This is a genomic window from Bradyrhizobium sp. P3_C3 (assembly GCF_056402655.1).
The window spans coordinates 347,820-372,258 of the sequence record NZ_JBFUGY010000001.1 but is presented as its reverse complement, the minus strand read 5'-3'; the positions used below and the strand labels follow the sequence as shown (position 1 = coordinate 372,258).

Sequence of the window (24,439 nt, the reverse complement as noted above, 5' to 3'; positions counted from 1 at the left end):
GGCTATTTCAGCGGCCGCCCCTGCTCATCCACTGTCGTCCGCGCATCGCGCAGCGCCCATTCGCGCATGATCTGGCGGCAGCGGGTGAGCTCGGCCTCGGTTGCCGTACCCGTATCCTTTGACGCACGCTCGACCATGGCCTTGCAATTCAGCAGCACGGAGCGATCCTCCGCGCGCACAGCGAATGTGATCCCCGCAAGAGCCGTGACGACGAGTGCCGTTCGGAGCACCATCACCCCAGCTTCTCGCGCGCCAGCGCGGCACCGGCGCCGAGCGCCATCAGCTTGGCCTCGGCGATCTCCCGCCGCATCGGCGCCATGCCGCAATTGGTGGTGGCGATGATGTTGCTCTTGGGAACGAACTTCGACACCGCGTCGATCACCTGCACGACGTCCTCGGCCGTCTCCACCGTGTCGCTGGCGACGTCGATCACGCCGGCCTGCACGATCTTGTTTTTCAGCAGCGCCAGCAAATCGAGCGGCACCTTGGAATTACGGCACTCGATCGCGACCTGCTGGATCGGGCTCGCGTCGATCGCCGGAAAGATCTGCTCGTACTGCCGCCACTGTGCGCCGAGCGTCTCCTTCCAGTCGGTGTTGGCCTTGATGCCGTAGCCGTAGCAGATGTGCACGGCGGTGGCGCAGGTCAGCCCCTGCGCGGCACGCTCCAGCGCCTTGATGCCCCAGTCGTTGACCTCGTCCATGTAGACGTTGAAGGCGGGCTCGTCGAACTGCACGAGATCGACGCCGTCGGCCTGCAATGCCTTGGCTTCCTCGTTGAGGAGATCGGCGAAGGCAAAGGCCATCTTGACGCGATCACCGTAGTAGCGGTCCGCAATCGTGTCGATGATGGTCATCGGGCCGGGCAGGGTGAACTTCAGCTTCTTCGTTGTGTGCGTGCGCGCCACGCGCGCCTCGTCGGCATGGACACGCCCCTTGAGCTGAAGCGGCGCGACCACTTGCGGCACCATCGCCTTGTAGCGGTCCTTGCGGATGCCCATCTCGACCTTGTGGGCGAAGTCGATACCGTCGATCTTCTCCAGGAAGCCGTGCACGAAATGCTGGCGGGCCTGCTCGCCCTCGGTGACGATGTCGATGCCGGCATCCTCCTGGACCTTGACGGCGAGCATGGTCGCATCGCGCTTGGCGCGGAGAAGCTCGGCGCCTTGCGACTTCCAGGGTGCCCAGAGCATGTTCGGCTCGGCGAGCCATTCCGGCTTCGGCAAGGAGCCGGCGATCGTGGTTGGAAACAGCATGGCGGCTCTCCCGGCAGGTTGTGTTGCGCCCCTTCCTGCCATGTCTTAACGTCAAGGTACAGAACAACAAAAGTCGCTCTCTATTCCATTGGCGACGACAGGGAAGGGCGATGATCGACCTCTATTATGCGCCGACGCCGAACGGCTGGAAAATCTCGATCATGCTGGAGGAACTCGGGCTCCCCTATAACGTGAAGCCCGTCAATATCCGCGCCGGCGAGCAGTTCAGCCCCGAATTTCTGGCGGTCTCCCCCAACAATCGCATTCCCGCGATCGTCGACCACGCACCCGCCGACGGCGGTGCGCCGTTCTCGGCGTTCGAGACCGGCGCGATCCTGATTTACCTCGCCGAGAAGACCGGCCGCTTCCTGGCCAGCGATCTGCGCTGTCGCTCGACGACCATCCAGTGGGTGATGTGGCAGATGGCGGGCCTCGGGCCGATGCTCGGCCAGCACGGCCATTTCGCGCTCTATGCGGCGGAAAAGATCCCTTATGCGATTGAGCGTTACCGCGACGAGGCCGCGCGGCTCTATGGCGTGCTCGACCGGCAGTTGGCCAAGACCGGCGCCTATGTCGCCGGCGACTATTCCATCGCGGACATCGCCTGCTTCCCCTGGACCATGACCCACAAGGCGCAGGGCTTTACGCTCGACGACTATCCGAACGTGAAACGCTGGTACGCCGAGGTGCGCGCACGGCCGCAGGTGCAGGCGGGGCTTGCGATCGGCAAGTTCGTGAAAGAGCCGTTCGACGAGGAATCACGCAAGATCATGTTCGGCCAGCGTGCCAAGGAAGTGCTGGGAAAGAAGTAGGCTGCTCGCCCCATCGTCATTGCGAGGAGCGAAGCGACGAAGCAATCCAGACTGGTTCCGCGGAAAGATTCTGGATTGCTTCGCTTCCGCCGTCGCTCTTCGAGCTATGGCGGACAAGTCGCTCGCAATGACGGGGATAGAGCACGACAAACAAGACGCAAAGGAAACGCCATGATTGAATTCTTCTTCGACTGTTCCAGCCCCTGGACCTACCTCGCCTTCCACAACATCCAGCCGCTGGCAAAGGAGCTGGGGGCCGAGATCATCTGGCGGCCGATCCTGGTCGGCGGCATCTTCAACACGGTCAATCCGAGCGTCTACGCGCAGCGCGAGACGCCGGTGCCGCTGAAGGCGCGCTACATGAAAAAAGACCTCGCCGACTGGTCGCGCTCGGCCGGCCTCGCGATCAAGATGCCGCCGACGGTGTTTCCGGTGAACAGCGTGAAGGTCATGCGCGGCTGCATCTGGCTGGGGAAAGACATGGTGCCGTTCGCCACTGCCGTGTTCGAGACCTATTGGGGCGGCGACAAGGACATCTCGCAGGACGCGGTGCTCGCCGAGATCTGCAGGAACGTCGGTGTCGACGAGCAGAAGTTCTTTGCCGGCATCTCCGAGCAGGCAATCAAGGACCAGCTCAAGGCCAACACGGAAGAGGTCGTGGCACGCGGCGGCTTCGGCTCTCCGACGATCTTCGTGGGCAAGACCGACATGTACTTCGGCAACGACCGCCTGCCGCTGATCCGCGAGGCGCTCGAACGCAGCAAGGCGAGTGCGGCCTGATGGTGCGGGCTGTCGTCTGCCGCGAACTCGGCGCGCCCGAGACGTTGCGGCTGGAGGAGTTTCCGTCGCGCGCCGTCAAACCGGGTGAGGTGCGCGTTGCGATCCGCGCCGCCGGATTGAACTTTCCGGACGTGCTGATGGCGGCCGGCGAATATCAGCTCAAGCCGGAGCTGCCTTTCACGCCCGGCATGGAGGCCGCCGGCGACGTCACCGAGGTGGGCGCAGAGGCAAGCGGCGTGTCCGTCGGCGACAAGGTCATCGTCAAGATGCGTCATGGCGCCTTCACCGACGAAGCGGTGGTGATGCCGACGCAGCTAACGCCGATGCCGTCGACGTTCGACTACGCGGAAGCTGCGACCTATCTCGCCGGCCACGGCACCGCCTATCACGCGCTGATCGATCGCGGCCGGGTCATGCCGGGCGAGGTGTTGCTGGTGCATGGCGCCGGCGGTGGCGTGGGGCTTGCCGCAGTCGAGATCGGCAAGATGCTGGGCGCGACCGTGATCGCGACCGCCTCCAGCGACGAGAAGCTTGCGATAGCGAAATCGCGCGGCGCCGACCATCTCGTGCGCTACGATCGCGAGCCGTTTCGCGATGCCATCAAGCGCATCACAGACGGTCGTGGCGCCGACGTCGTGTTCGATCCCGTCGGCGGCGAGGTGTTCGAGAACTCGATGCGCTGCATTGCCTGGGGCGCGCGGCTGCTGGTGATCGGCTTTACCGGTGGCATCGGCTCGGCGAAGACCAACCTGCTGCTGATCAAGGGCGCGAGCGTGCTCGGCGTGCGTGCGGGTGAGGCCGTACGGAAGAATCCCGCGCTCGGCGAGGTGCGCCTGAAGGCGCTGCTGCAATGGGCGGAAGAAGGCAAGCTCCGCCCCAACGTCTCGCACCGCCTGCCGCTGCAGGATTATGCTAAAGCGATGCGGCTGTTGATCGACCGCAAGGCGATCGGGCGGGTGGCGCTGGTGATGGATTGACGGTGCCGTAGGGTGGGCAAAGCGAAGCGTGCCCACCATTCTGGTTTCGATTGCTGATAGATGGTGGGCACGGCGCAAGAGCGCCTTTGCCCACCCTACGATCCCTCTTACTTGTACTCCCGCTCGCTCCACCACGGGAAATAGTCCGGCATATCGCTCGACACCTTGTTCTTGAACTGCGCCGGACGCTTCTCCAGGAACGACACCACGCCTTCCCTAACGTCGTCCGAGCGGCCGCGCGTGTAGATGCCACGGCTGTCGACCTTGTGGGCTTCCATGGGATCGTCGGCGCCCATCATGCGCCACATCATCTGGCGGATCAGCGCGACCGACACCGGCGCGGTCTTGGCGGCGAATTCCTTGGCCAGCGCGCGGGCGGTCGGCAAGAGATCATCGGGAGCTACGACCTTGCTGACGAGGCGGCCGGCGAGAGCTTCCTGGGCCGGGAAGACGCGGCCGGAATAGCACCATTCCAGCGCCTGCGAGATGCCGACGATGCGCGGCAGGAACCAGCTCGAGGCGGCCTCCGGCACGATGCCACGCTGGGAGAACACGAAGCCGAAGCGCGCGGCATCCGAGGCGATGCGGATGTCCATCGCCAGTTGCATGGTGACGCCGATGCCGACGGCAGGGCCGTTCACGGCGGCGATGACGGGCTTCAGGCACTTGAAGATGCGCAGCGTCACCTGGCCGCCGCCGTCGCGCACCTGCGGATCGCTGTAATCGACCTTGCCGTCCGCGAAGCGCTTTACCGGGCCGCGCCGCGCGTCGCGATCGAAGGTGTCCGCACCCGAGGAAAGATCGGCGCCCGCGCAAAAACCGCGGCCGGCGCCGGTGACGATGATGGCGCGGACGTCGTCGTCCTTGTCGGCGGCGTCGAACGCGTCGATCAGCTCGGCCTGCATCTGCGCGTTGAAGGCGTTGAGCTTGTCGGGCCGGTTCAGCGTGATGGTGAGGATCTGTTCGGCGACCTCGTATTTGATCGTCTCATACGCCATGGTGGTTTCCTTCCTCATCTTAAGTGCGATCTCAATGAGACGAGACGCATGGTCGCCGTTGTCCGTCTTGCGCGGACTGGGCATGCGAGCAGTACAAGAACGTGGATGGCCGGGACAAGCCCGGCCATGACGGAATGCTTACTTTGCCGGTGGGCTCGGCCAGGGCTTCTGTGCGCCGCGCAAGCCCTCGAACGCCTTGGCCATGCCGAGCACGCCAATATCATCGAAGCGACGGCCGACGATCTGCACGCCGATGGGAAAGCCGTTGGCGTCGAAACCGCCGTTGAGGGAGACCGCAGGGTTCTCCGACATATTCCATGGCACGGTATAGCAGATGTGCTCGAACGGCCGCATCGGATCGTTGGTGGGCGAGGCCCAGTCCGCAGGGTAGTTCACGTTCGGCGCGGTCGGCGAGATCACGTAGTCGAGCTCGCAGAACAGCTTTGACGCAGCGGCGCGGATCGCCATGGTCTGATTGAAGCCGCGGATGACGTCCACACCCGAGAGCTTTGCGCCGGATGCGCCCCATTTGAAGATGTAGGGCAGCACCTTTGCCTGTTCGGCCGGCGTCAGCTTGGCCAGATCGTCCCACATCCGCGCGCGCCAGAAATTGTCGAGGCCGTCGAGCATCTCGCGGGTCAAAATGCCGTCGACCTCGGTGACGACGCTACCTGCAGATTCGAACGCCTTTGCGGCTTTCACTGCAACATCGCGGACCGGCCTTTCTGCCGGCAGGCCGACGCCGGCATCGAGCATCAGGCCGATGCGCAGTTTGCGCGGGGATTTCTCCAGTCCCTTCCAGTTGAGAGGCTCGGCGGGCAGGCTCATGCCGTCGCGCCGGTCGGGCTTTGCAATCACGCTCATCATCAGCGCGCAATCGTCGACCGTGCGGGTCATGGGACCGGCGACACGGCCGACATAGGTCGGGTCGATCGGCACGCGGCCAAAACTCGGTTTCAGGCCGACGAGACCGCACCAGCCCGCAGGCAGGCGGACCGAGCCGCCGATATCGGTGCCGAGATGCAAGGGGCCATAGCCGGCCGCAGCCGCCGCGCCGGCGCCCGCGCTGGAGCCGCCGGGATTCTTGGAGAGATCCCAGGGATTGCGCGCCAGCGCGTGGAAGCTGGAGAGTCCCGAGGACAGCATGCCGTAATCGGGCATGGTGGTCTTCGCGAAGATGATCGCACCGGCCTCGCGCAGTCGCGCAGCGGGCGGTGCGTCCTTCTCGGCTGGCACGAGCTTCACGCTGGCAGCGCCGAGCGGCACCGGCACGCCCTTGGTCGCGATGTTGTCCTTTACCGTGACAGGCACGCCGTCGAGCGCGCCGGAAGGTTCGCCCCCGCTCCAGCGCGCGGTCGAGGCCTTCGCGGCCTCGCGCGCGCTGTCGGGGTCGAACGCGAAGAGCGCCTTGAGGTGCGGTTCCCACGCAGCGACGTGCGCAAGCACGTCCTCCAGCACCTCGCTCGGCGAGAACTGCTTGGCGCGATAGCCCGCGATCAGATCAACCGCGGAGAGATCGTGCAGCGAGGTGACGGCCTCTTCGACGCTCTTCTTGTGCATTGCTAACCTACCGGCATGCGCGTTTCGATGATCCGGGCGAACATGCTGGCGCCGATCGGCAGGATCTTGTCGTCGAGCACGAAGCCGGGATTGTGCACGGGCACCGAGCCGTCGTGGCCGATCCAGAAGTAGGCACCGGGAATGGTTTGCAGCATGTCGGCGAAATCCTCGCTGCCCATCTTCGGCTGGGCGCGGGTGATCACGTTGGCGGGGTTGACGACGGTGCGCGCGACCTCCTCGACCACCTTGGACTGCTCGACCTGGTTGACCAGCACGCCGAAGGTGTCGCGGATGTCGGCTTCGATCACGCACTGATATGCGGATGCGATGCCGGCGCAGATCGTGCGGATGCGTTCGGCGATCAGGGCGCGGACTTCATCCGAGAAGGTGCGGATGGTGCCGCAGAGATGGGCCTCGCCAGGGATGACGTTGTAGGCCGAACCGGCGTGAATCTGCGTGATCGAGATGACGGCGGCCTGCAGCGGCTCGACGTTGCGGCTGACGATGGTCTGGATCGCCTGCGCCAGCGTGGTCGCGATGATCACCGCGTCCTTGGAGCGTTCGGGCATCGCGCCATGCGCGCCGTAGCCGGTGATGCGCAGGTCGAAGAAGTCGGCGCTGGCCATCGCGGGGCCGGGCAGGATCGCGATTTCGCCGAGGTTGAGGTCGGGCGCGTTGTGTAGGCCGTAGAGCTCGTCGCAGGGAAACTTCTCGAACAGGCCGTCCTTGATCATCGCGCGAGCGCCACCAAGGCCTTCCTCGGCCGGCTGGAAGATCAGGTGCACGGTGCCGTCGAAATTTTTGGTCTCGGCGAGGTAGCGCGCGGTGCCGAGCAGCATGGTGGTGTGGCCGTCATGGCCGCAGCCGTGGAAGCGGCCGGGGATTTTCGAACTCCATTTCAGATTGGTGTTCTCTTCCATCGGCAGCGCGTCCATGTCGGCACGAAGCCCGATGCGCTTGCTGCCCGAACCCTTGCCCTTGATGACGCCGATCACGCCGGTGCCGCCGAGACCGCGGTGCACCTCGATGCCCCAGCTCTTCAGCTTGTCGGCGACGATGCCGGAGGTGCGCACTTCCTCGAAGCCGATCTCGGGATGGGCGTGGAGGTCGCGCCTGATAGCAGTGAGTTCGTCGGCATAGCCGTCGATGCGGTCGATCGTGGGCATGTGTCCTGTCCGGTTAGCGTGATGGGGGCGTGAAAACGGGGCCGTTCGGCTTGATGCGGATGCCCGGCCGCAGGCGCGTCCAGGGCAGGGTGGCTGTGTCGGCCGGCATCGCGCCGGGCGCGGCGCAGATCATCAGCTTTTCCGCGATCGGCTCGAAATCGGCGCGGAAGTGCACCGAGCTCTTGTTGACCAGAATCTTCTGCGCGGTCGGCTCGATGCCGACATAGCGGTACATCGCCTGATCGGCGAGCTGTGCCTTGTGCGAGGAGACGACGACGCGGACGTCACCGATGCGCAGGCACGCGGAGGGACCCATCTCCATCTCGCGGCCACCGTAGTAGGGGCCGGGCGCGATGAAGCGTCCGTCGGAGAGCTTTTCGACGGTGAAGGTCTCGCGATAGGGCTCGTCACCGGGAATGCCGGATTTGCCGCCGAGCGACAGCGTCACGGTGGCGCCGACGCCGGCCTCATGCGCGGCCTTGGCCGAGATCGGGTCGTAGATCGCGCCGGTCGCGGCGCTCGCCTTGTTGCGTACCAGCGCGCGCAGCATGCCGGTGGTGTCGGAATCGCCGCCGGCGCCCGGATTGTCCTGGGTGTCGGCGATGATGATCGGCTTGCTCGCGCCCTTGGCGAGTTCCATCGCATGGCGCACGCCGTCGTCGGGCGACCAGATCTTGCCGTCGAAATCGTCCTCGTGGCTTTCGATCAGTTTGACGATCGCATCGGCCGCGCGGTCGGCATCGGCCTGCGTCTTGCCATAGGCGAACACGCTCGGGCCGCAGTCGCGGAAGTCGGCGGCGGGGAAGCCGGGCGCGAAGGACAGCGTCGGAACGGCGTCGCTCTCCAGCGCCGCCAGTTTTTCGTAGATGCCCTTGGTGGGAAAGTCATTGGTGCATTGCCAGCTGATCGCGATCAAGAACGGCAATTGGCGAAACGACTTTGCAAAGCGCTGCCTGGTCTGCAGCAGCAGGGCGAGGTGCCTTGCGGAGGCGCGGCCGGTCTCGGCCATGTCGACATGCGGATAGGTGCGGTAGGCGATCAGCGCGTCCGCGTGTTCCATCATCTCGGGCGTGACGTTGGCGTGCAGGTCGAGGCTGGCAACCAGCGGAACGTCCTTGCCGATGACGCGGCGCACGCGCGCCAAAATCTCGCCTTCGCCGTCGTCGAGATGCTCGGTCACCATCGCGCCATGCAGATCGAGATAGACCGCATCGAGCGGGCCGGCGGCGGCGATACCGTCGACCATCACCTTCACGATACGCTCGAAGGCGTCCCTGGTGACATGCGCCGACGGACTTGCGCCGCAGGCGATCGTCGGAATGAGGTTCCAGCCATTCGCTTCGGCGCAGTCGACGAAGCCGGCGAGACCGACATTGATGCGGCGCATCACCTTCAATACGTCGGCGCCTTCCGTCATGGCCGGCCAGCCGCCGCCATGCTGGAAGTCCGCGAAAGTCGCCTTCGTCGGGGCGAACGTGTTGGTCTCGTGGAGGAAGCCGCCGACGGCGATACGTGTCATTAATTCTGGTCCAGCGTTTGAAAGTGCGCGACGTTAGCCTTGGCTTCGAGGCGGGGGCAAGCGAGGAGCCCATGCCGCCGCGCATGGCTTTAAGTCATTTTCGAATGATGATGGTCGCTACCCGTCATTGCGAGTGAAGCGAAGCAATCCAGACCGTCTCCGCAGAGGGACTCTGGATTGCTTCGCTCCGCTCGCAATGACGAGTGGACAAACCTAAGCCGTAGCCGCGACGCCTTCCGACACCGGCCTGAAGTTCGCAAAATCCCAGCCGCGGCCCGGTGCGGCCTCCAGCAGCGCCCTGGTGTAGGCTTCCTTCGGATGGGTCAGCACCTCGGCGGCCAGGCCCTGTTCGACGACACGGCCGTGCTGCATCACCACGACCTCGTCGCAGATCTGGGCTGCGACGCGCAGATCGTGGGTAATGAACAGGATGGCGATGCCGAGCCGGTTCTGGATCTCGTCGAGCAGTTCCAGCACCTGCGCCTGAACCGAGACGTCGAGTGCCGAGACCGCTTCGTCCGCGACCAGCACGTCGGGGTCGAGCGCGAGCGCACGCGCAATGGCGATGCGCTGGCGCTGGCCGCCGGAGAACTGGTGCGGATAGCGCGTCACTGCGTCCGCGGGCAGGCCAACGAGCTCGAGCAGTTCGCGCGCCCGCTTCATCGCATCGGCATGCGAGGTGCCGTAATTGATCGGGCCTTCCGCGATGCTCTCGCCGACGGTAATGCGCGGGTTGAGCGAGCGATAGGGATCCTGGAACACGATCTGGATCTTCTGCCGGTGCGGCTGGAGCAGGCGGCGCGAGATGTCGGCGATCTCGCGGCCGGCGAGACGCACGCCGCCGGAGGTCGGATCGATCAGGCGCACGATGCACCGCGCGACGGTGGACTTGCCCGAGCCGCTCTCGCCGACGATGCCGAGCGTGCGGCCCTTGCGCAGCGTCAGCGTGACCTTGTCGGCGGCGACGACCTCGCGGCCTTTGCCGAAGAAGGCGCGCTCCTTATAGACCTTGCCGAGCTCGTTGGCCTCCAGCACCACCGGCTCCTTGGTCTCGGGCCGCGCCGCGCGCGGCACCAGGCTCGGCACCGCAGAAAGCAAATTGCGGGTGTACTCCATGGTCGGGTTGCGCAGCACGGTCTCGAGCGGACCGGTCTCGACCAGCCGGCCCTGCCGCATCACGGCGACGCGGTCGGCGATCTCGGCGACCACGCCCATGTCGTGGGTGATGAACAGGACGGCGGTGCCGTGATCGCGCTGGAGGTCGCGGATCAGCGTCAGGATCTGCTTCTGCGTGGTGACGTCGAGCGCGGTGGTCGGCTCGTCGGCGATCAGCAGCTTCGGCTCCAGCACCAGCGCCATCGCGATCATGATGCGCTGGCGCTGGCCGCCGGACAGGCGATGCGGATAGGAGGCGAAGATACGCTCGACCTGGGGCAGGCGGACCTGCTCCATCATGTCGAGAATGCGCTTCTTCCGCGCCTTGGCGTCGAGATCGGTGTGGGCGCGCAGGACCTCGTCGATCTGACGGCCGACCGGCACCACCGGATTGAGCGCGGTCATCGGCTCCTGGAAGATCATCGCCATCTGCGTCGCGCGGAGCTGGCGCAGGCGGCGATCGGTCGCGGTGAGAATCTCTTCGCCGACCAGCTTGACGCTGCCGCCGGTCGGAACCAGCGTGCCCTTCGGCAGCAGGCCCATCGTGGTGAGCGAGGTCACCGACTTGCCCGAGCCGCTTTCGCCGACGAGACACAGTGTCTCGCCCTTATGCACCTGGATCGAGATCCCGTCGATGATGTTTGCGCCCTTCGGCTTCTTGCCGATGGAGACGACGAGGTTGTTGATGTCGAGAACTGGGTTGGTCATCACTTGATCCGTCATCACTTGCCCTCCCGCTGCTTCATGCGGGGATCGAGGGCGTCGCGGGCGGCGTCGCCGATCAGATTGATGCTGAGGATGGCGATCGAAAGCAGCAGGCCCGGCCAGAAGATCAGCGTCGGCTTGAGCTGAAAATACTGACGGCCCTCGGCCATGATGTTGCCCCAGGTCGGCGTCTCCGGCGAGATGCCGGCGCCGAGGAAGGAGAGGATGGCCTCGGTCAGGATCGCGGAAGCGCAGACATAGGTGCCCTGGACGATCAGCGGCGCGATCGTGTTCGGCATCAGATGGCGCCACATGATCTTCGGCAGGCTGGAGCCGACCGAGATCGCAGCCTCGACGTAAGGCTCCTCGCGCGCGGACAGCACGACCGAGCGTACCAGGCGTGCCACGCGCGGTATTTCGGGGATGGTGATCGCGACCAGCACGGTCCAGATGCTGGCGCCGGACAGCGACACCACGGCGATCGCGAGCAGGATGCTCGGCATCGCCATGAGGCCGTCCATGACGCGCATCAGGACGGCATCGACCAGCTTGAAGAAGCCGGAGACGAGGCCGATCGCAAGGCCGATGACGATCGACAGGATCGCCGAGCCGATGCCGATCAGGAGCGAGATGCGGCCGCCATAGATGACGCGCGACAAGAGGTCACGGCCATAGGCGTCGGTGCCGAGCAGGAACTGCGCCGAGGCCGGCTTCAGCCGCTGCGAGGGCGCAAGCTGGACCGGATCGTGCGGCGCGATCAGCGGCGCCAGGATCGAGACCAGCACGATCAGCGCGAGCAGGATCGTGGCCGCCGCAATGATCGGCGTCGAGGTGAGGAATCCGAAACGCGGCCGCAGTGGCGACGTGATCGGAATGGACGACTGGGGGAGGCTATCGACGGACATATTGTTGGTATCCTTGCCTCAGTACCGGATCCGGGGATCGAGCAGCGTATAGGCGACGTCGATCAGGAGATTGACGACGACATAGATCAGCGACGTCAGCAGGATCATCGCCTGGATGACCGGATAGTCGCGCGCCAGCACAGCGTCTACCGTGAGGCGGCCGATGCCGGGGATGTTGAACACGCTCTCGGTGACGACGACGCCGGAAATCAGCAGCGCAAAGCCGGTGCCGATTACGGTGATGACGGGCACCGCGGCATTGCGCAGCGCATGGCGCATCATCACGGCGACCTCGTTGATGCCCTTGGCGCGGGCGGTGCGGACGTAGTCCTCACCGAGCACGTCGAGCATCGCCGCACGCGTCATGCGCGCGATCAGCGCGATGTAGATGAACGAGAGCGCGCAGGTCGGCAGGATGATGCGCTCGAAGAACGGTCCAAAGCCGTTGAAGATGCTGCGGAAGCCCTGCACCGGCACCCAGCGCAGGTCGATCGCGAAGACCTCGATCAGGAGATAGCCGACCACGAACACCGGCACGGAGAAGCCGAGCACGGAGAGGCCCATCACGAAACGGTCGATCCAGGTGCCGTGCTTCCACGCCGCGATGACGCCGAGCGGCACGGCGACGATCACGGCGAGAATGATCGTCGAGAGCGCGATCGAAATCGACGGCTCGACGCGCTGGCTGATCATCTTCATGACTGGCAGGTTGGAGATCAGCGACGTTCCGAGATCGCCGTGCAGCAGCTTGTTCACCCAGGTGATGAATTGCACGATCAGCGGTTCGTTGAGGCCGAGCGAGTCGCGGATGCGTTCCAGCCGTTCCGGCGTGGCGTTATCGCCGGCGAGAATGGCGGCGGGATCGCCCGGCGTCAGCCGCAGCAGCAGGAAGACGAACAGCGCGACGACGCCCATCACGGGCACCGCGGCCAGAACGCGGCGAATGAGATAACCTAGCATGCACCTATCTCCGGCTGCGGAACTTGTGGGGCCGAGAGGCCCCTGTGGAATCGGTTCTGTCTATCATGCACGCCTGTCACTCGGGCTGGAAAGCCGGCCGGAGAAGCCGACCTTTCGGGGCAAATTGTGTGCCAAGGGCAGGGCGGTCGCAAGAGGCCGCCGAGCCTCCGATATCGGCCACTCAGGATGCATGGCGGAACTCGCGCTCAACCCTGAGTGAGGGTGCGGTCGGCGGTGCGTTGAGCCCGCGCCAGCCGTCGATGGTCCCGGCAATCATCTGCGCGGTCGCCGCCGACAAGGTCCAGCCGAGATGGCCGTGACCGGTGTTGAAGAACACGCCCGGCATCCGTCCTGCGCGCACCACGGGCATCATGTTCGGCATCATCGGCCGCAGCCCGGCCCAAGGCACGACCTTGGACGTTTCGACGCCGGGGAAGTTGCTGCGCACCCAGTCGACCAGCGGCTGCACGCGGTCGGCGCGGATGTCGCGGTTGAAGTCGTTGAATTCGGCGGTGCCTGCGACGCGGAAACGATCGGCGCCGAGCCGGCTGGTGACGATCTTGGCGGCTTCGTCGAGCAGGCTCACGGTCGGCGTCGCATTGCGGCTTGCGGCAGTGTCGAGCTGAACGGTGATCGAATAGCCCTTCACCGGATAGACGTTGACGCGCTCGTCGAGGAGGGCGGCGAAGTGGCGGCTGGCCACACCGGCGCAGACCACGACGCCATCCGCCTTCAGCATGCCGCGCGCGGATGCGACAGCATCACTGGCCGAAAGATCAGCCCAGCCGATGACAAAGCCGCCACCTGCCTGGGCAATGGAATCGATGTTGGCTTCGTGGATAAAGGTCGCGCCGCGCCGCTTGCAGGCTTCCGCAAGTCCGCGCGTGAACTTGTGGATATCGCCGGTCGCATCCGACGGCGTGTAGAAGCCGCCAAAATAGTCCTTGCGCAGCGTCGGCTCGATGGCGCGGATCTCCTCCGGCGTCACCGGGCGGCGATCGAGCCCGCCTTCCTTCAGCAGCGCATTGACCTGCAGGCCGGATTCAAAACCCCTCTTGTCGTGATAGATGTGCAGGATGCCGCGGCGTTCGAGATCGAAGTCGATGCCTTCGCGCTCCGCGATCTCGAACAGATGCTTGCGGGCTTCGATCGCGAGCCGCGTGGTCTGAACCGTGTTGGCGCGGTAGTTGCCGATATTGGCGACGAACTCGCTCATCCACGAATATTTGTGCCAGTTCGGCCGCGGGTTCATCAGCAGCGGCGCATCGCGCCGGAACATCCAGCGCAGGCCTTTCAGGATCGTGGCGGTGCTGTTCCACACTTCGGCATTGCTGGCGGAGAGCTGTCCGCCGTTGGCGAAGGACGTCTCCATCGCGGCGTAGCGGTGCTTGTCGAGCACCGTCACCTTGTATCCGCGTTCGAGCAGGGCATAGGCGGTCGTTACGCCGGTGATGCCGGCGCCGATGATGGCGATATGGGTCATGGCAGGTTCGGGGCTCCCGTGAGTTAGAGTCGGCTAACCGCCGGCCAAAGGCCGTTGGCGGCGCCCCATCTGTCACGGTTACCTGAGAGCTTGATCCGGCGCGGACCTCGGCGAGGTCAGCTCCGGACTATCCCCTTCGGTGGACGTCACGACCACATTGGCCGTGCCGCCTCTCTCCAGATCGTCCTGACGATACGGTCCTTTTGCCTGAGAGTTTCCGGGGCGGTTGCTCCGTCGGCGCCGCAACGAAAGCCTGAACTCTCGTTGCGATCTCTCCCGCATCGTCGCGTGGACAATCGAGCAGTACGATGCGCCTCATTTTTAGACAAGGCTAAATTTAAACCGCGACTGCCAACGCATTGTGCAGTGCGAAGTTGATTCAATTTACTCCAGGGTCGCCAGCAGGCCCGCCATAAGGCGCCCGCGTTCAACCAGGCTCTCGACCTCGATGAATTCTTCCAGCGTGTGGCCGTTGCCGCCACGCACGCCGAGGCCGTCGAGCGTCGGGATGCCCATCGCGCCGGTAAAGTTGCCGTCGGAGCCGCCGCCGGAGCTCGCATGCGGCAGCTCAGTGCCGAGCGATTTGGCGATGCCGCGCGCCTTTTCATACAGCGCCATGGTGCCGGCATCGGGCTCCCATACGGGGCGCGTGACGCCGCGCGTCACCTTGAACGTGACATCATTGGACGTGCCCGACAACGCCAGCATCCGCTCGACGCCGCGGTCGAGATCGGCCTGGCGCTTGGCCATGGACAGCGCCTCGCCGGTGGCGGTCGTGGCAACGCAATTGACCCATTGTCCGCCGTGCACGACGCCGACCGAGAAGGTGCAGTCCTCCGTCGTCATCGCGTCGATGGCGAGGATCTGCCGCGCCATCTCGCGGATCGCCGAGCGTCCGGCCGACAATGTCGCGCCGGCATGGCTCGGCCGGCCCGTCGCTTCCAGATTGAAACGCGCGATGGCGTAACGTCCGGTGGTGACACCGTTGTCGGCGCGGCCCGGTTCGGGCACCAGCACATATTTGTTGCGCGCGGCCTCCGCCTCGATGATGTCGCGCGTCGAGGGCGTGCCGACTTCCTCGTCGGGCGTAAACAGCACCGTGATCGGCAACGGCGTGGTGAAGGAAGCACGTGCCAGCTGCCGGATCGCTTCCAGCGAGAGATAGTTGCCGCCCTTCATGTCGTAGATGCCGGGGCCGTAGCACTTGTTGCCCTCACGCCGCCATTTCAGCTTCTCGATGGTGCCGACCGGGTGGACGGTATCCATGTGGCCGGCGATCAGGATGCCCGGCTCGCCCTGCTTCGGATGCGGGAAGCGCGCGCGGATCACGCCGCCGAAGCCCTGTCGGCCGCCGATGCGTTCGATCGTCGCACCCATGATCGCCATATCCCGCGCTGCGATATCGAGCATGCGGTTGACGGCACCCGCGTCCCAGGTCGGGCTCTCGCATTCCACCCAGGTGCGCAGGCCCTCGAGCATCGCCTCGGAATCGAAGGGAAGATTGGCTGGATTCATCTTAATGTCTCTCAAGCTTCGAAAGATGGAACGCGCATTGCATTGGCGCGGACGGGACTGGCGGAAAGCGTTGTAGAGCCAAACCGATCTTTGTGGAGCCCGTGGGCGCGCCGCTTGGGGCTGCAGCGAAACCGGATTGACGCGCTCAACACTGTCTGCAAGTCTCGAAAGACAAAGGCATCGCATGAGGTTAGTTCGCCTAAAGAACGAACCGAATGCTCAACCAATAACCTGCCTTTGAACAGTTTCACGTCAGGAGAAACTTTTATGTTGAGCTTGATGCGCCGGGGGCGTCGCGCGTTCGCCTCCACACTTGCGCTATCGGTCGTTGCGCTTTCGACGGCGATGGCCTCGCCGGTACTTGCCGCCGCCAGCAAGACCATCACTGCGGTGATGCATTCGGATCTGCGCATCATCGATCCGATTTTCACCACCGCCTACATCACGCGTGACCATGGCTACATGGTCTACGACACGCTGATCGCGACGGACTCGAACTTCAAGATCCAGCCGCAGATGGCGGACTGGAAGATCTCCGACGACAAGCTCACCTACACCTTCACGCTGCGCGACGGCCTGAAGTGGCACGACGGTACGCCGGTGACGGCGGAAGACTGCGCCGCTTCGCTGAAGCGCTGGGCCGCGGTCGACGGCATGGGCCAGCAGATGATGCAGTTTACTGCGAGCATCGAGGCGACCGACCCCAAGACGATCACGCTGAAGCTGAAGGAGCCCTACGGCCTCGTGCTCGAATCCATCGGCAAGCCGTCCTCGCGCGTCGCCTTCATGATGCCGAAGCGTCTCGCCGAAACGCCGCCGGACAAGCAGATCCCCGAGCAGATCGGCTCCGGCCCGTTCAAGTTCGTGCAGGGCGAATTCCAGCCCGGCGTGAAGGCGGTGTACGTCAAGAACACCGACTACGTGCCGCGCAAGGAGGCGTCGAGCTGGACTGCCGGAGGCAAGGTGGTCAAGGTCGATCGCGTCGAATGGATCACCATGCCGGATGCGCAGACCGCAGTGAACGCGCTGCAATCGGGCGACATCGACTTCATGGAAGTGCCGCCGTGGGATCTGCTGCCCGTCCTTGAAGGCAATGCCGACCTCAAGACCGAGACGCTGAACAAGTTCGGCTACCAGACCCTTGGGCGCATGAACTTCCTCTATCCGCCCTTCGACAATCCGAAGATCCGCCGTGCCGCACTTCTGGCGATGAATCAGAAGGACGTGCTCGACGCGCTCGTCGGCAATCCCAAATACTACAAGATCTGCGGTGCGTTCTTCATCTGCGATACGCCGTTCGCGACCGACGTCGGCTCGGAATCGCTGGTCAAGGGCAACGGCATGGCCGAAGCCAAGAAGGCGCTCGCCGAGTCCGGCTATGACGGCACGCCCGTCGTGGTCATGGTGCCCGGCGACGTCGTGACGCTGAAGGCGCAGCCGACGGTCGCGGTGCAGTTGCTCCGCGAGGCCGGCTTCAAGGTCGACGCGCAGGCGACCGACTGGCAGACGGTGGTCAGCCGGCGCGCCAGCCAGAAGCCTCCGAAGGAGGGCGGCTGGAACATGTTCTTCACCAACTGGGTCAGCGCCGACGTGTCCAACCCGATCGCCAATCTGTCGATCGGCGGCCAGGGCAAGAAGGGCTGGTTCGGCTGGGCGGAAAACGCCAAGATCGAGAAGCTCAAGGACGACTTCGTCCGCGCCGCCTCGCTCGACGATCAGAAGAAGATCGCGACCGAGATCCAGAAGGAAGCCTATGACCAGGTGATCTACGTGCCGCTCGGCCAGTATCTGGCGCCGAGCGCGTGGCGGAAGTCGCTCACCGGCGTGCTCGACGGCCCGGCGACGCCGGTGTTCTGGAACATCGACAAGACCGAGTAAGGCGAGGGCGCGCCAGCGCGCCTTCCCCGAGCGTTACGCGGCGTCGCTGTCATCAGCGGCGCCGTTTTCGTTTGTCAGCCTCGCGTCAGCTTTTAACTCTTCCAGTGTCCAATCATTGCTATTTGTTTCTGACTTGAAATAGATGTGCGCGGTTCGCACATCACTTCCTTCCTGCATTTGAGTCCCGTGTCGATTGATTTTTCATTTCGGGCGATGGCCGAGCGGTCCGATCGCGCGCCGGCGCGATGGCGGCGGCCTTTCCTGCGCTGGCTCGACGGCGTCGAGGCGGGTTGGGCCGTTCCGCTTCTCATTGTGTGCTTTGTCGCGCTCTGGACGATCTATCTGGTCGTTGCCTATGCCGGCAGCGGCCTGCACCCTGATACCCTCGAGGCCTGGACGCTCGGGCGCCGTTTCGCGTGGGGCTACCACAAGCATCCGCCGCTGATGGGCTGGGTTACGGCGGTGTGGACCTCCGTCTTCCCGCTCAGCGACTGGTCGCTGCAATTGATGGCGATGGCCAATGCCGGGCTCGCCCTGTTTTTCGTCGACCGGATCGCACGGCAGTTCGTGACCGGGCACAAACGCATCCTGGTGCTGCTGCTCCTGATGCTGACGCCGGCCTATCAATTCCACGCCCAGCGCTTCAATGCCAATACGGTGCTGCTTGCGCTCTGGCCGCTCGCGACCTGGTGTTTTCTGCGCGCGTTCGAGACCCGCAGCGCGGCCTGGGCGGTCGCCGTAGGATGCACGACGGCGCTGGCGATGGTCGGCAAATATTATTCGGTCTTCCTCGTGGCGAGCTTTGCATTTGCCGCGCTGGCGCATCCCGCGCGCCGCGCCTATTTCGCGTCCGCTTCGCCGTGGATATCGGTCGTGGTCGGGGTCGCGATGTTGTCGCCGCATATCTACTGGCTCGCGACGACGGGCGCGTCGGCCTTCACCTACGCGATGGCGCACGCCAACGGCAACTTCGTGAGCTCGCTCGGCGAGGTGCAGAACTTCCTGCTCGGACTCGTGGCGGCCATCAGCGTATCGGCCGTCTTCTGGGTGATCATCGCCGGCACACGGCTGAAACAATTTGCGGCCGACTTCGCCGCGATGAGTTCCGGCCTGCGGCTTCTTTTTTACGTTGCGATCGGCACGATCGTGCTGCCGGTCCTGACGTCGCTGGCGATGGGCACCGATCTGCCGTCGCTATGGGCGCTGCAAGGGCTGTTCCTGTTCGTCGTGCTGATCGTTTGCGGCACGCGCTACCCGATCGAAAGATTCTACACCGTCAATGTCACGGTCATCACCGCAATCGTTGGGCTCGCCGCTGTCTTCGTCGCCGCTCCGATTCACGCCGTCTATCGCAACAATCACGGCTACGAAGAGGGCCGGAATTTCTACGCGCAGGTAGCCAGTGAGCTCACCCGGGAATGGCACGAGCTGACCGGCGAGCCCCTCAGCGCCGTCAGCGGCGACGATTCGCTGGCCTTTGCGACCGCGTTCTACAGTCCGGACCATCCGTACTACGCGCGGCCGTTCGAGTTTCAGTACACATGGGGCATGCCGCGAAAGACGACACTGGATCGCGGCTGGGCCGCGCTCTGTTTCAGCGGCCAGGACTATTGCGGCAGGTGGATGGAGTCCGTGTCCGCGCGCGCCGAGCATTTCGTCAAGCGCCAGTTCACCGTGCAGGCGACGCTATGGGGCAGGCCCGGCCTGACTCGAGACGTGGTCGTGCTGATCGTGCCACCGCGAACGAGCAGCGCGACGCCCGAGAGCGCCGCGCAGGACTTCAGCGCCAGCAGGCGCCCGACGGACTAGGCTTTGCGCTCAGCAGTGGCTGTCGCGGATTCGCTCGAGGCCTTCGCTCGCGAAGGGGGGAGTGAACGCAGTTCGGTCGGCGCCCGACGTCGGGCGTTCCGTTTCCGCCCGATCCGGGGTGGTGTTGTCTTCGCGATGTTCCGGTTCCATGAGGCGGCCTTTCGAATTGCTGCAGTACAACATCGACGCGGCCGGGAAGTTCCTCATGCGATGGGACGATGATGCGGCTTGAACAGCCGTCCCTTTTCCACCACCAGCACGATCGCAAGCGCCGCCAGCGTCGACAGGAAGAAGCCGACCGAGAACGGCAGCAGCGTGCCGTCGAAACTCTGCCCGATCGCCATGCCGACGACGATGCCGATCAGCGTCGTGATCGAGCCGTAGAGCGAGGAGGCGGTGCCGGCGATATGGCCCTGCGGCTCCATGGCCAGTGCGGTGAAGTTCGCGACCATCATGCCGAACGAGAACATCATCAGGGCGGACAGCACCATGAACAACGAGAGCGGCAGCATGCCGAGGCTTTCCGTCAGCAGCATCACGCCCGCAACCGCGGTGTAGAGCGTCAGCGCGCCGTGCGAGATCACGCGCATGCCCAGCCGTCCGACCAGCTTCGCATTGAGGAAGCCGGCGATCGCGGTGCCGGCCGCGATCGCGGCGAAGGCAATCGGGAAATAATGGCCGAGATGATAGACGCCGGTGAAGACCTGCTGCGCCGAGAAGACATAGGCAAAGAGCGCGCCTATCACGCTGCCGGCGGCCGTCGCATAGCCGATGGTCTGGCGGTTGGTCACGGTCTGCCGGAACGCCGAGAGCACGTCTGCGGGCGCCAGCGACCTGCGCTCGGACTCCGGAAGGGTTTCGGGCAGCCGCAGCACGCTCCATGCGAGCGCGAGCAGTCCGTAGAGCATCAGTACGACGAAGATGCCGCGCCATTGCGTGACCAGCAGCACCGCCTGCCCGAACGAGGGCGCGATCACCGGCACCGCGATGAACACCATCATGGCGAGCGACATCACGCTCGCCATCCGGCGGCCGACATAGCAGTCGCGCACGATCGAGGTCGCGATCACGCGCGTCGCCGACGTGCCGAGCCCTTGCAGCGCGCGCGCCAGCAGCAGCGTCTCGAACGAGGGCGCGGCGACCGCCAGCACGCTCGCCACCGCATAGACGGCCATGCCGCCGAGCAGCACCGGGCGGCGCCCGAAGCGGTCCGACAACGGGCCCATGACGAACTGCCCGGCACCGAAGCCGATCAGGAAGGTCGAGAGCACCAGCTGAAGATGGTTGGCGTTGGGAATGGCGAAGGCTGCCCCGATGTTGGGCAGCGCCGGCAGCATCATGTCCATCGCAAGCGGATTCAGCGCCATGATGGACGCGATCACGATGACGAATTCTGGAAAACCCATGGGCCGGTGTCCCGAGGACACCCAATCGTCGGCATTGACGTCGGACAAAGCTCACCTCTGAAAATCAGAGGCTTTTCTATCGGTTATGCTGCGTCGCACAACCCATGTTTCGGGATGGCTGACAGGCGGGTGCACAAGAATTGGTGATGTCGCCGGGCTCGGGAAGGGCCGCCTCGTCCATCATCGTGCGCTAGCGGCCTGCTCGACCAGGCCGAGCGCCAACCGTCCCGCGGTGTCGACATAGTCGAGATCGCGATGGATCAGCATCACGGTCGTGGCGCCGTCGAGCAGGATCACGAGCTGGCGCGCGACCGCCGCTGCACCGGCAACGCCATGCCCGCGCAATTCGGTTTCGAGCCACGCTTCAAAACGCTTCTTGTGCGCCGCGCCGGCCTTGACCGCGGGATGTGCCGGGGTGTTTGCGAGCTCGGCGATGGTGCGCAGGAATCCGCAGCCGCGCCATCGCGGCGTATTAACGGAGCGTCCGAGCCTTGTGAAGAGACCGCGGACCTTGTCGGCCACCGTGCCCTCGGTCTCGGCGAACCAGCGCATATAGAGCTCCAGCGTCGGCTGGTCCCTGGCCGCGATGGTCTCGGCGACGAGCTCGTCCTTGCTGGTGAAGTGATAATAGAGCGTCTTCTTGGTGACGCCGGCCTTCTCGGCGACCGCGTCCATGCTCACCGCCCTGATGCCTTCGCCATAGAACAGGCGCGTCGCCGCGATGACGATCTGCTCGCGAGTGGTGTCGCCTTTGCCTGACATCGCGAATGTATACTGCCTAGTGAGTATACACGACAAGACCGCTGTGGCTGACTTCCGCGCCTGTTCGACCTGGAATTCGACCTGGAAGGAGCCTGCACTTGTCCGATCTCGTACTCTCCGAAACGCGAGGCGCTGTCGCGCTGCTGACGTTCAATCGCCCGAACAAGCTCAATGCGCTGAGCTACGCCCTCGTCGACCGCCTGATGGCGATCCTCGATCGTATCGAGGACGATGCCGATATCCGCGCCGTGATCCTGACCGGGGCGGGCGACCGCGCCTTCTCGGCCGGCGCCGACATCGCCGAGTTCTCGGAGAGCGTGAAATGCGGGCCGGACGCGGCGGTAAAGGCCTTCGTGCGGCGCGGGCAGGCGATGACGGCGCGCATGGAGGCGTTTCCGAAGCCGATCATCGCCGCCGTGAACGGCATCGCCTTCGGCGGCGGCTGCGAGATCACGGAAGCCGTGCATCTCGCCGTCGCGAGCGAGCGGGCGAGCTTTGCCAAGCCCGAGATTGCGATCGGAATCACGCCGACCTTCGGCGGCACGCAGCGCCTGCCACGGCTCGCAGGCCGGAAGCGGGCGCTCGAATATCTCCTGACAGGAGATTCCTTTTCACCACAGCGGGCTCATGAGATCGGTTTGGTCAACCAGGTCGTGCCGCACGGGCAGCTGCTGGACGCAGCCTTCGCGCTGGCAGACCGCATCACGCGGCATTCGCACCTGGCGGTCGCCCGCGTCATCACCGCCGCCACGCGGGGCCTCAACGTCTCGATCTCGGAAGGCCTCGCCATCGAGAGCGAGCAGTTCGCACGCATGGCGGCGACACGGGACACGCGCGAAGCGCTCGACGCCTGGCTTGCCGTCCGCGCGTCGCGGTAGGGCTGGCGCGGCGGATTTGGCGGTCGTGGCAACAGGGAACCGGTTCCCCGCCGTCCAGGCGGGCGGCTGGCAACCAAGGATTCACCATAAGCGCGAGCGCAACGCACAGGGGAGATGAATCCGCAACCCATCCTGTCCATGGTGGCACGGGCTGGCGCCGAGTTGGCGCCGGGAGAGACCCGGCCAAACAAGGTATCCGATTGTGTCCGACGTCACCGGTGCAGCACGATGGTTGGAACCCTCGGCCGACATGGCTTCGCGGCGGAATTTCTGGCTTGCCTGCCTGGTCGCACTGACTGCACTGCTGGTGCTCGGCAATCTCGCCAACGATGCCGTGCTCGATATGAAATATGGCTGGGACACCCGCGTCAATTGCGCGGCGGTCGATGCGTATGCCAGCGGGCTCGATCCCTATTTCGTCAAGAACCTGAAGGGCACCAAGCTCTCTTATCCCTATCTGCCGGTGACGCTGGATATCTTCCGTCCCTTGTGCGCGGGTGGACTTCTGGTCGATCACTACAAAGGCATCTTTCCTGTCCTCACCGTGCTTTGCGGGCTCCTCTTGCCCGGTCTTGGCCGAACGCGCCCGGGCGCGCGCGATGTTGCGCTGAGGGTGCTCTGCGCGCTCGGCGCGTTCGTCGGTTTCGAATGGGTGCAGGCGTCCGGCAACTTCGCGATCCTGAGCGGCGTGCTGACCGCGGTCGCGTTGAGGTTTCTGCTTTCTCCGTCTGCGTCCGGCGCGTCTGAGGACCGCAGCTTTCCGTTGCGGCTCGCCGGCGCCGCGCTGCTCGGCCTCGTGACGTCGTTCAAGCTGGTGTTCTTTCCCGTGCTGGCCGCGCTCTATTTCCTGCCGCTGCCGCGCGGCCGCAAGCTCACGCTGATCGTGGTTGCGGCGTTCAGCTTCGCATTGCCGATCCTGATATCGCGGCTGATGTACCCCGAGCTGTTCGCAAGCTGGCAACTGGCGATGAGCGGAAAGATCCCCGACCAGCATCTCGTCGATCTCTTCGAGATCAATCCGTCGCTGCTGCTGGCGGCGCGCGACCTCATGGATCATGCCGGCCTCGGTGACAGCAAGGCGGTGACGTTCGCGACCTATGCATGCGCAGCACTCGCGCTCGTGCTGGTGCCGTTCGCCTTGTCCATCCTGCGCGTGGTCACGAGCGAGCCGGCGCAGGAAGGCGGATCGCTTCTTGTGCGACTGGATCGCTGGCTGATGGATCATCCCCGCGTCGCCATGCGCATCACGGTGTTCGCGATGTTTGCGCTCTATCTCAGCTCGCCGCGCCTCAAGGAATATGCCTTTTTCGAGCTCGCGCTTTATGCCGCGATCCTCGTCGTCGATCTTCCGGCCCTGGCACTCGCCGCGTTCCTCGCCGTCGGTCTCGCCTTTCCGGCACTGATCTCGATTCTGGGGACGGCATTCGAGGGCAGCTTCATCCTCCTCATCATTGCGCTGACAAGTTTCTGGATCCTGCTGCTCGACTTTCGTGCCGAGCCGAAGCGGCTGGAGACGGAAGGTGCGCAGTCATAATGCATGCCGCCCCGTCCGCCGCAAAAGGGACGGCGCCTTGCCCCCGCGCAGGCCATAGCCGGTCCGTGACAGCATCGGTCTGCCGTCCGCCTTTGGGCGGAGGCTCGCCCCGTCAGCTCCGATGGTGCGGGCAGCCGGGGTCGAACCGGCACAGCGCTTGCGCGCCGAGGGATTTTAAGTCCCTTGCGTCTACCAATTCCGCCATGCCCGCTTGATCCAACGAGATCAACTAGTTAAGTCCACCTCCGGCCGTCTGGAATTGGCGCGTTTCGCGGGCCGGATGGGCGGTTCTTCCTTAAGCGAGCCGGCTGCGCAAGGCAAAGCCTCAATCCGGACATCTGTTGTTGCTTTAGGCATTCTCAATCCACGGGGACTATTCATC

20 protein-coding genes, 1 tRNA gene and 2 riboswitches are annotated in these 24,439 nt (G+C 64.7%); of the genes, 7 read left to right on the top strand and 14 right to left on the bottom strand.

The window, feature by feature from the left end:
* Positions 1-2: 2 nt before the first annotated feature.
* Together AC1DW2_RS02035 and AC1DW2_RS02030 are read right to left on the bottom strand one after the other, a co-directional pair.
* On the bottom strand, positions 3-233 hold the full coding sequence (locus tag AC1DW2_RS02035) for a hypothetical protein (RefSeq protein ID WP_283016948.1): 231 nt from the start codon (positions 231-233) through the stop codon (positions 3-5).
* A complete protein-coding gene (locus AC1DW2_RS02030) occupies positions 233-1,255 on the bottom strand; it encodes a methionine synthase (protein WP_283016947.1) in 1,023 nt (340 codons plus the stop codon). Before AC1DW2_RS02030 ends, AC1DW2_RS02035 begins: the two co-directional genes overlap by 1 nt.
* A gap of 110 nt (positions 1,256-1,365) precedes the next feature.
* Here AC1DW2_RS02030 and AC1DW2_RS02025 point away from each other — a divergent pair, with 110 nt between their 5' ends.
* From AC1DW2_RS02025 to AC1DW2_RS02015, 3 genes are all read left to right on the top strand, one after another.
* Positions 1,366-2,067, top strand: coding sequence for a glutathione S-transferase N-terminal domain-containing protein (locus AC1DW2_RS02025; protein WP_477005130.1), 702 nt, complete (start codon positions 1,366-1,368; stop codon positions 2,065-2,067).
* A gap of 171 nt (positions 2,068-2,238) precedes the next feature.
* Entirely contained in the window at positions 2,239-2,847 is a 609-nt protein-coding gene (locus tag AC1DW2_RS02020) for a 2-hydroxychromene-2-carboxylate isomerase (RefSeq protein ID WP_283016945.1), read from the top strand.
* Entirely contained in the window at positions 2,847-3,824 is a 978-nt protein-coding gene (locus AC1DW2_RS02015; RefSeq protein ID WP_354124469.1) for an NADPH:quinone oxidoreductase family protein, read from the top strand. The genes AC1DW2_RS02020 and AC1DW2_RS02015 overlap by 1 nt, the downstream gene beginning before the upstream one ends.
* 107 nt (positions 3,825-3,931) lie before the next feature.
* Here AC1DW2_RS02015 and AC1DW2_RS02010 read toward each other — a convergent pair whose 3' ends face one another.
* The 9 genes from AC1DW2_RS02010 to AC1DW2_RS01970 form a co-directional block, all read right to left on the bottom strand.
* Positions 3,932-4,822 (bottom strand): crotonase/enoyl-CoA hydratase family protein, encoded by an 891-nt coding sequence (locus AC1DW2_RS02010; RefSeq protein ID WP_028150016.1) that lies wholly within the window; start codon positions 4,820-4,822, stop codon positions 3,932-3,934.
* 138 nt (positions 4,823-4,960) lie between these two features.
* A complete protein-coding gene (locus tag AC1DW2_RS02005) occupies positions 4,961-6,382 on the bottom strand; it encodes an amidase (RefSeq protein ID WP_477005129.1) in 1,422 nt (473 codons plus the stop codon).
* A 2-nt stretch (positions 6,383-6,384) separates the two neighbouring features.
* Positions 6,385-7,548, bottom strand: a complete 1,164-nt coding sequence (locus AC1DW2_RS02000; RefSeq protein ID WP_247309496.1) for a M20 aminoacylase family protein — start codon at positions 7,546-7,548, stop codon at positions 6,385-6,387.
* Between the two features lie 13 nt (positions 7,549-7,561).
* Entirely contained in the window at positions 7,562-9,067 is a 1,506-nt protein-coding gene (locus AC1DW2_RS01995) for a M81 family metallopeptidase (protein ID WP_283016941.1), read from the bottom strand.
* Positions 9,068-9,280: 213 nt separating this feature from the next.
* A complete protein-coding gene (locus tag AC1DW2_RS01990) occupies positions 9,281-10,930 on the bottom strand; it encodes an ABC transporter ATP-binding protein (protein WP_063986265.1) in 1,650 nt (549 codons plus the stop codon).
* A gap of 14 nt (positions 10,931-10,944) precedes the next feature.
* On the bottom strand, positions 10,945-11,832 hold the full coding sequence (locus tag AC1DW2_RS01985) for an ABC transporter permease (protein WP_028150021.1): 888 nt from the start codon (positions 11,830-11,832) through the stop codon (positions 10,945-10,947).
* Positions 11,833-11,850: 18 nt separating this feature from the next.
* A complete protein-coding gene (locus AC1DW2_RS01980) occupies positions 11,851-12,792 on the bottom strand; it encodes an ABC transporter permease (RefSeq protein ID WP_014494267.1) in 942 nt (313 codons plus the stop codon).
* A gap of 181 nt (positions 12,793-12,973) precedes the next feature.
* A complete protein-coding gene (locus tag AC1DW2_RS01975) occupies positions 12,974-14,275 on the bottom strand; it encodes a D-amino acid dehydrogenase (protein WP_354100268.1) in 1,302 nt (433 codons plus the stop codon).
* A gap of 67 nt (positions 14,276-14,342) precedes the next feature.
* A riboswitch (glycine riboswitch) is annotated at positions 14,343-14,457 on the bottom strand.
* Positions 14,458-14,460: 3 nt separating this feature from the next.
* A riboswitch (glycine riboswitch) is annotated at positions 14,461-14,564 on the bottom strand.
* Between the two features lie 95 nt (positions 14,565-14,659).
* Positions 14,660-15,790, bottom strand: a complete 1,131-nt coding sequence (locus AC1DW2_RS01970; protein WP_283016939.1) for a M20/M25/M40 family metallo-hydrolase — start codon at positions 15,788-15,790, stop codon at positions 14,660-14,662.
* A gap of 267 nt (positions 15,791-16,057) precedes the next feature.
* Between AC1DW2_RS01970 and AC1DW2_RS01965 the strand changes: the two genes are divergently transcribed.
* Positions 16,058-17,668, top strand: a complete 1,611-nt coding sequence (locus AC1DW2_RS01965; RefSeq protein WP_063982465.1) for an ABC transporter substrate-binding protein — start codon at positions 16,058-16,060, stop codon at positions 17,666-17,668.
* 213 nt (positions 17,669-17,881) lie between these two features.
* The gene (locus AC1DW2_RS01960) at positions 17,882-19,477 is read left to right on the top strand and encodes a glycosyltransferase family 39 protein (protein WP_283016938.1); all 1,596 of its coding nucleotides are present in this window, start codon (positions 17,882-17,884) and stop codon (positions 19,475-19,477) included.
* A gap of 203 nt (positions 19,478-19,680) precedes the next feature.
* On the opposite strand, the gene AC1DW2_RS01955 is transcribed toward AC1DW2_RS01960, so the two are convergent.
* Together AC1DW2_RS01955 and AC1DW2_RS01950 are read right to left on the bottom strand one after the other, a co-directional pair.
* Positions 19,681-20,883, bottom strand: a complete 1,203-nt coding sequence (locus tag AC1DW2_RS01955; RefSeq protein WP_404979444.1) for a multidrug effflux MFS transporter — start codon at positions 20,881-20,883, stop codon at positions 19,681-19,683.
* 180 nt (positions 20,884-21,063) lie between these two features.
* On the bottom strand, positions 21,064-21,645 hold the full coding sequence (locus AC1DW2_RS01950; protein ID WP_283016937.1) for a TetR/AcrR family transcriptional regulator: 582 nt from the start codon (positions 21,643-21,645) through the stop codon (positions 21,064-21,066).
* Positions 21,646-21,743: 98 nt separating this feature from the next.
* On the opposite strand from AC1DW2_RS01950, the gene AC1DW2_RS01945 reads away from it, so the two are divergent.
* Positions 21,744-22,523, top strand: a complete 780-nt coding sequence (locus AC1DW2_RS01945) for a crotonase/enoyl-CoA hydratase family protein (RefSeq protein ID WP_354124465.1) — start codon at positions 21,744-21,746, stop codon at positions 22,521-22,523.
* Between the two features lie 250 nt (positions 22,524-22,773).
* Positions 22,774-24,057, top strand: coding sequence for a hypothetical protein (locus AC1DW2_RS01940; protein WP_283016935.1), 1,284 nt, complete (start codon positions 22,774-22,776; stop codon positions 24,055-24,057).
* 122 nt (positions 24,058-24,179) lie between these two features.
* Here the strand turns inward: AC1DW2_RS01940 and AC1DW2_RS01935 are convergent.
* A tRNA-Leu gene (locus AC1DW2_RS01935) sits at positions 24,180-24,268 on the bottom strand.
* Between the last annotated feature and the right edge of the window lie 171 nt (positions 24,269-24,439).

What these genes read in the sequence shown, in the direction of transcription:
- AC1DW2_RS01955 (WP_404979444.1), bottom strand. Translation starts at nt 20,883, where the DNA reads ATGGGTTTTCCAGAATTCGTCATCGTGATCGCGTCCATCATGGCGCTG.
- AC1DW2_RS02005 (WP_477005129.1), bottom strand. Translation starts at nt 6,382, where the DNA reads ATGCACAAGAAGAGCGTCGAAGAGGCCGTCACCTCGCTGCACGATCTC.
- AC1DW2_RS02010 (WP_028150016.1), bottom strand. Translation starts at nt 4,822, where the DNA reads ATGGCGTATGAGACGATCAAATACGAGGTCGCCGAACAGATCCTCACC.
- AC1DW2_RS02015 (WP_354124469.1), top strand. Translation starts at nt 2,847, where the DNA reads ATGGTGCGGGCTGTCGTCTGCCGCGAACTCGGCGCGCCCGAGACGTTG.
- AC1DW2_RS01950 (WP_283016937.1), bottom strand. Translation starts at nt 21,645, where the DNA reads ATGTCAGGCAAAGGCGACACCACTCGCGAGCAGATCGTCATCGCGGCG.
- AC1DW2_RS01940 (WP_283016935.1), top strand. Translation starts at nt 22,774, where the DNA reads ATGGCTTCGCGGCGGAATTTCTGGCTTGCCTGCCTGGTCGCACTGACT.
- AC1DW2_RS01965 (WP_063982465.1), top strand. Translation starts at nt 16,058, where the DNA reads ATGTTGAGCTTGATGCGCCGGGGGCGTCGCGCGTTCGCCTCCACACTT.
- AC1DW2_RS01970 (WP_283016939.1), bottom strand. Translation starts at nt 15,790, where the DNA reads ATGAATCCAGCCAATCTTCCCTTCGATTCCGAGGCGATGCTCGAGGGC.
- AC1DW2_RS02035 (WP_283016948.1), bottom strand. Translation starts at nt 233, where the DNA reads ATGGTGCTCCGAACGGCACTCGTCGTCACGGCTCTTGCGGGGATCACA.
- AC1DW2_RS02025 (WP_477005130.1), top strand. Translation starts at nt 1,366, where the DNA reads ATGATCGACCTCTATTATGCGCCGACGCCGAACGGCTGGAAAATCTCG.
- AC1DW2_RS02000 (WP_247309496.1), bottom strand. Translation starts at nt 7,548, where the DNA reads ATGCCCACGATCGACCGCATCGACGGCTATGCCGACGAACTCACTGCT.
- AC1DW2_RS01995 (WP_283016941.1), bottom strand. Translation starts at nt 9,067, where the DNA reads ATGACACGTATCGCCGTCGGCGGCTTCCTCCACGAGACCAACACGTTC.
- AC1DW2_RS01990 (WP_063986265.1), bottom strand. Translation starts at nt 10,930, where the DNA reads ATGACCAACCCAGTTCTCGACATCAACAACCTCGTCGTCTCCATCGGC.
- AC1DW2_RS01985 (WP_028150021.1), bottom strand. Translation starts at nt 11,832, where the DNA reads ATGTCCGTCGATAGCCTCCCCCAGTCGTCCATTCCGATCACGTCGCCA.
- AC1DW2_RS01980 (WP_014494267.1), bottom strand. Translation starts at nt 12,792, where the DNA reads ATGCTAGGTTATCTCATTCGCCGCGTTCTGGCCGCGGTGCCCGTGATG.
- AC1DW2_RS02030 (WP_283016947.1), bottom strand. Translation starts at nt 1,255, where the DNA reads ATGCTGTTTCCAACCACGATCGCCGGCTCCTTGCCGAAGCCGGAATGG.
- AC1DW2_RS01960 (WP_283016938.1), top strand. Translation starts at nt 17,882, where the DNA reads ATGGCCGAGCGGTCCGATCGCGCGCCGGCGCGATGGCGGCGGCCTTTC.
- AC1DW2_RS01975 (WP_354100268.1), bottom strand. Translation starts at nt 14,275, where the DNA reads ATGACCCATATCGCCATCATCGGCGCCGGCATCACCGGCGTAACGACC.
- AC1DW2_RS02020 (WP_283016945.1), top strand. Translation starts at nt 2,239, where the DNA reads ATGATTGAATTCTTCTTCGACTGTTCCAGCCCCTGGACCTACCTCGCC.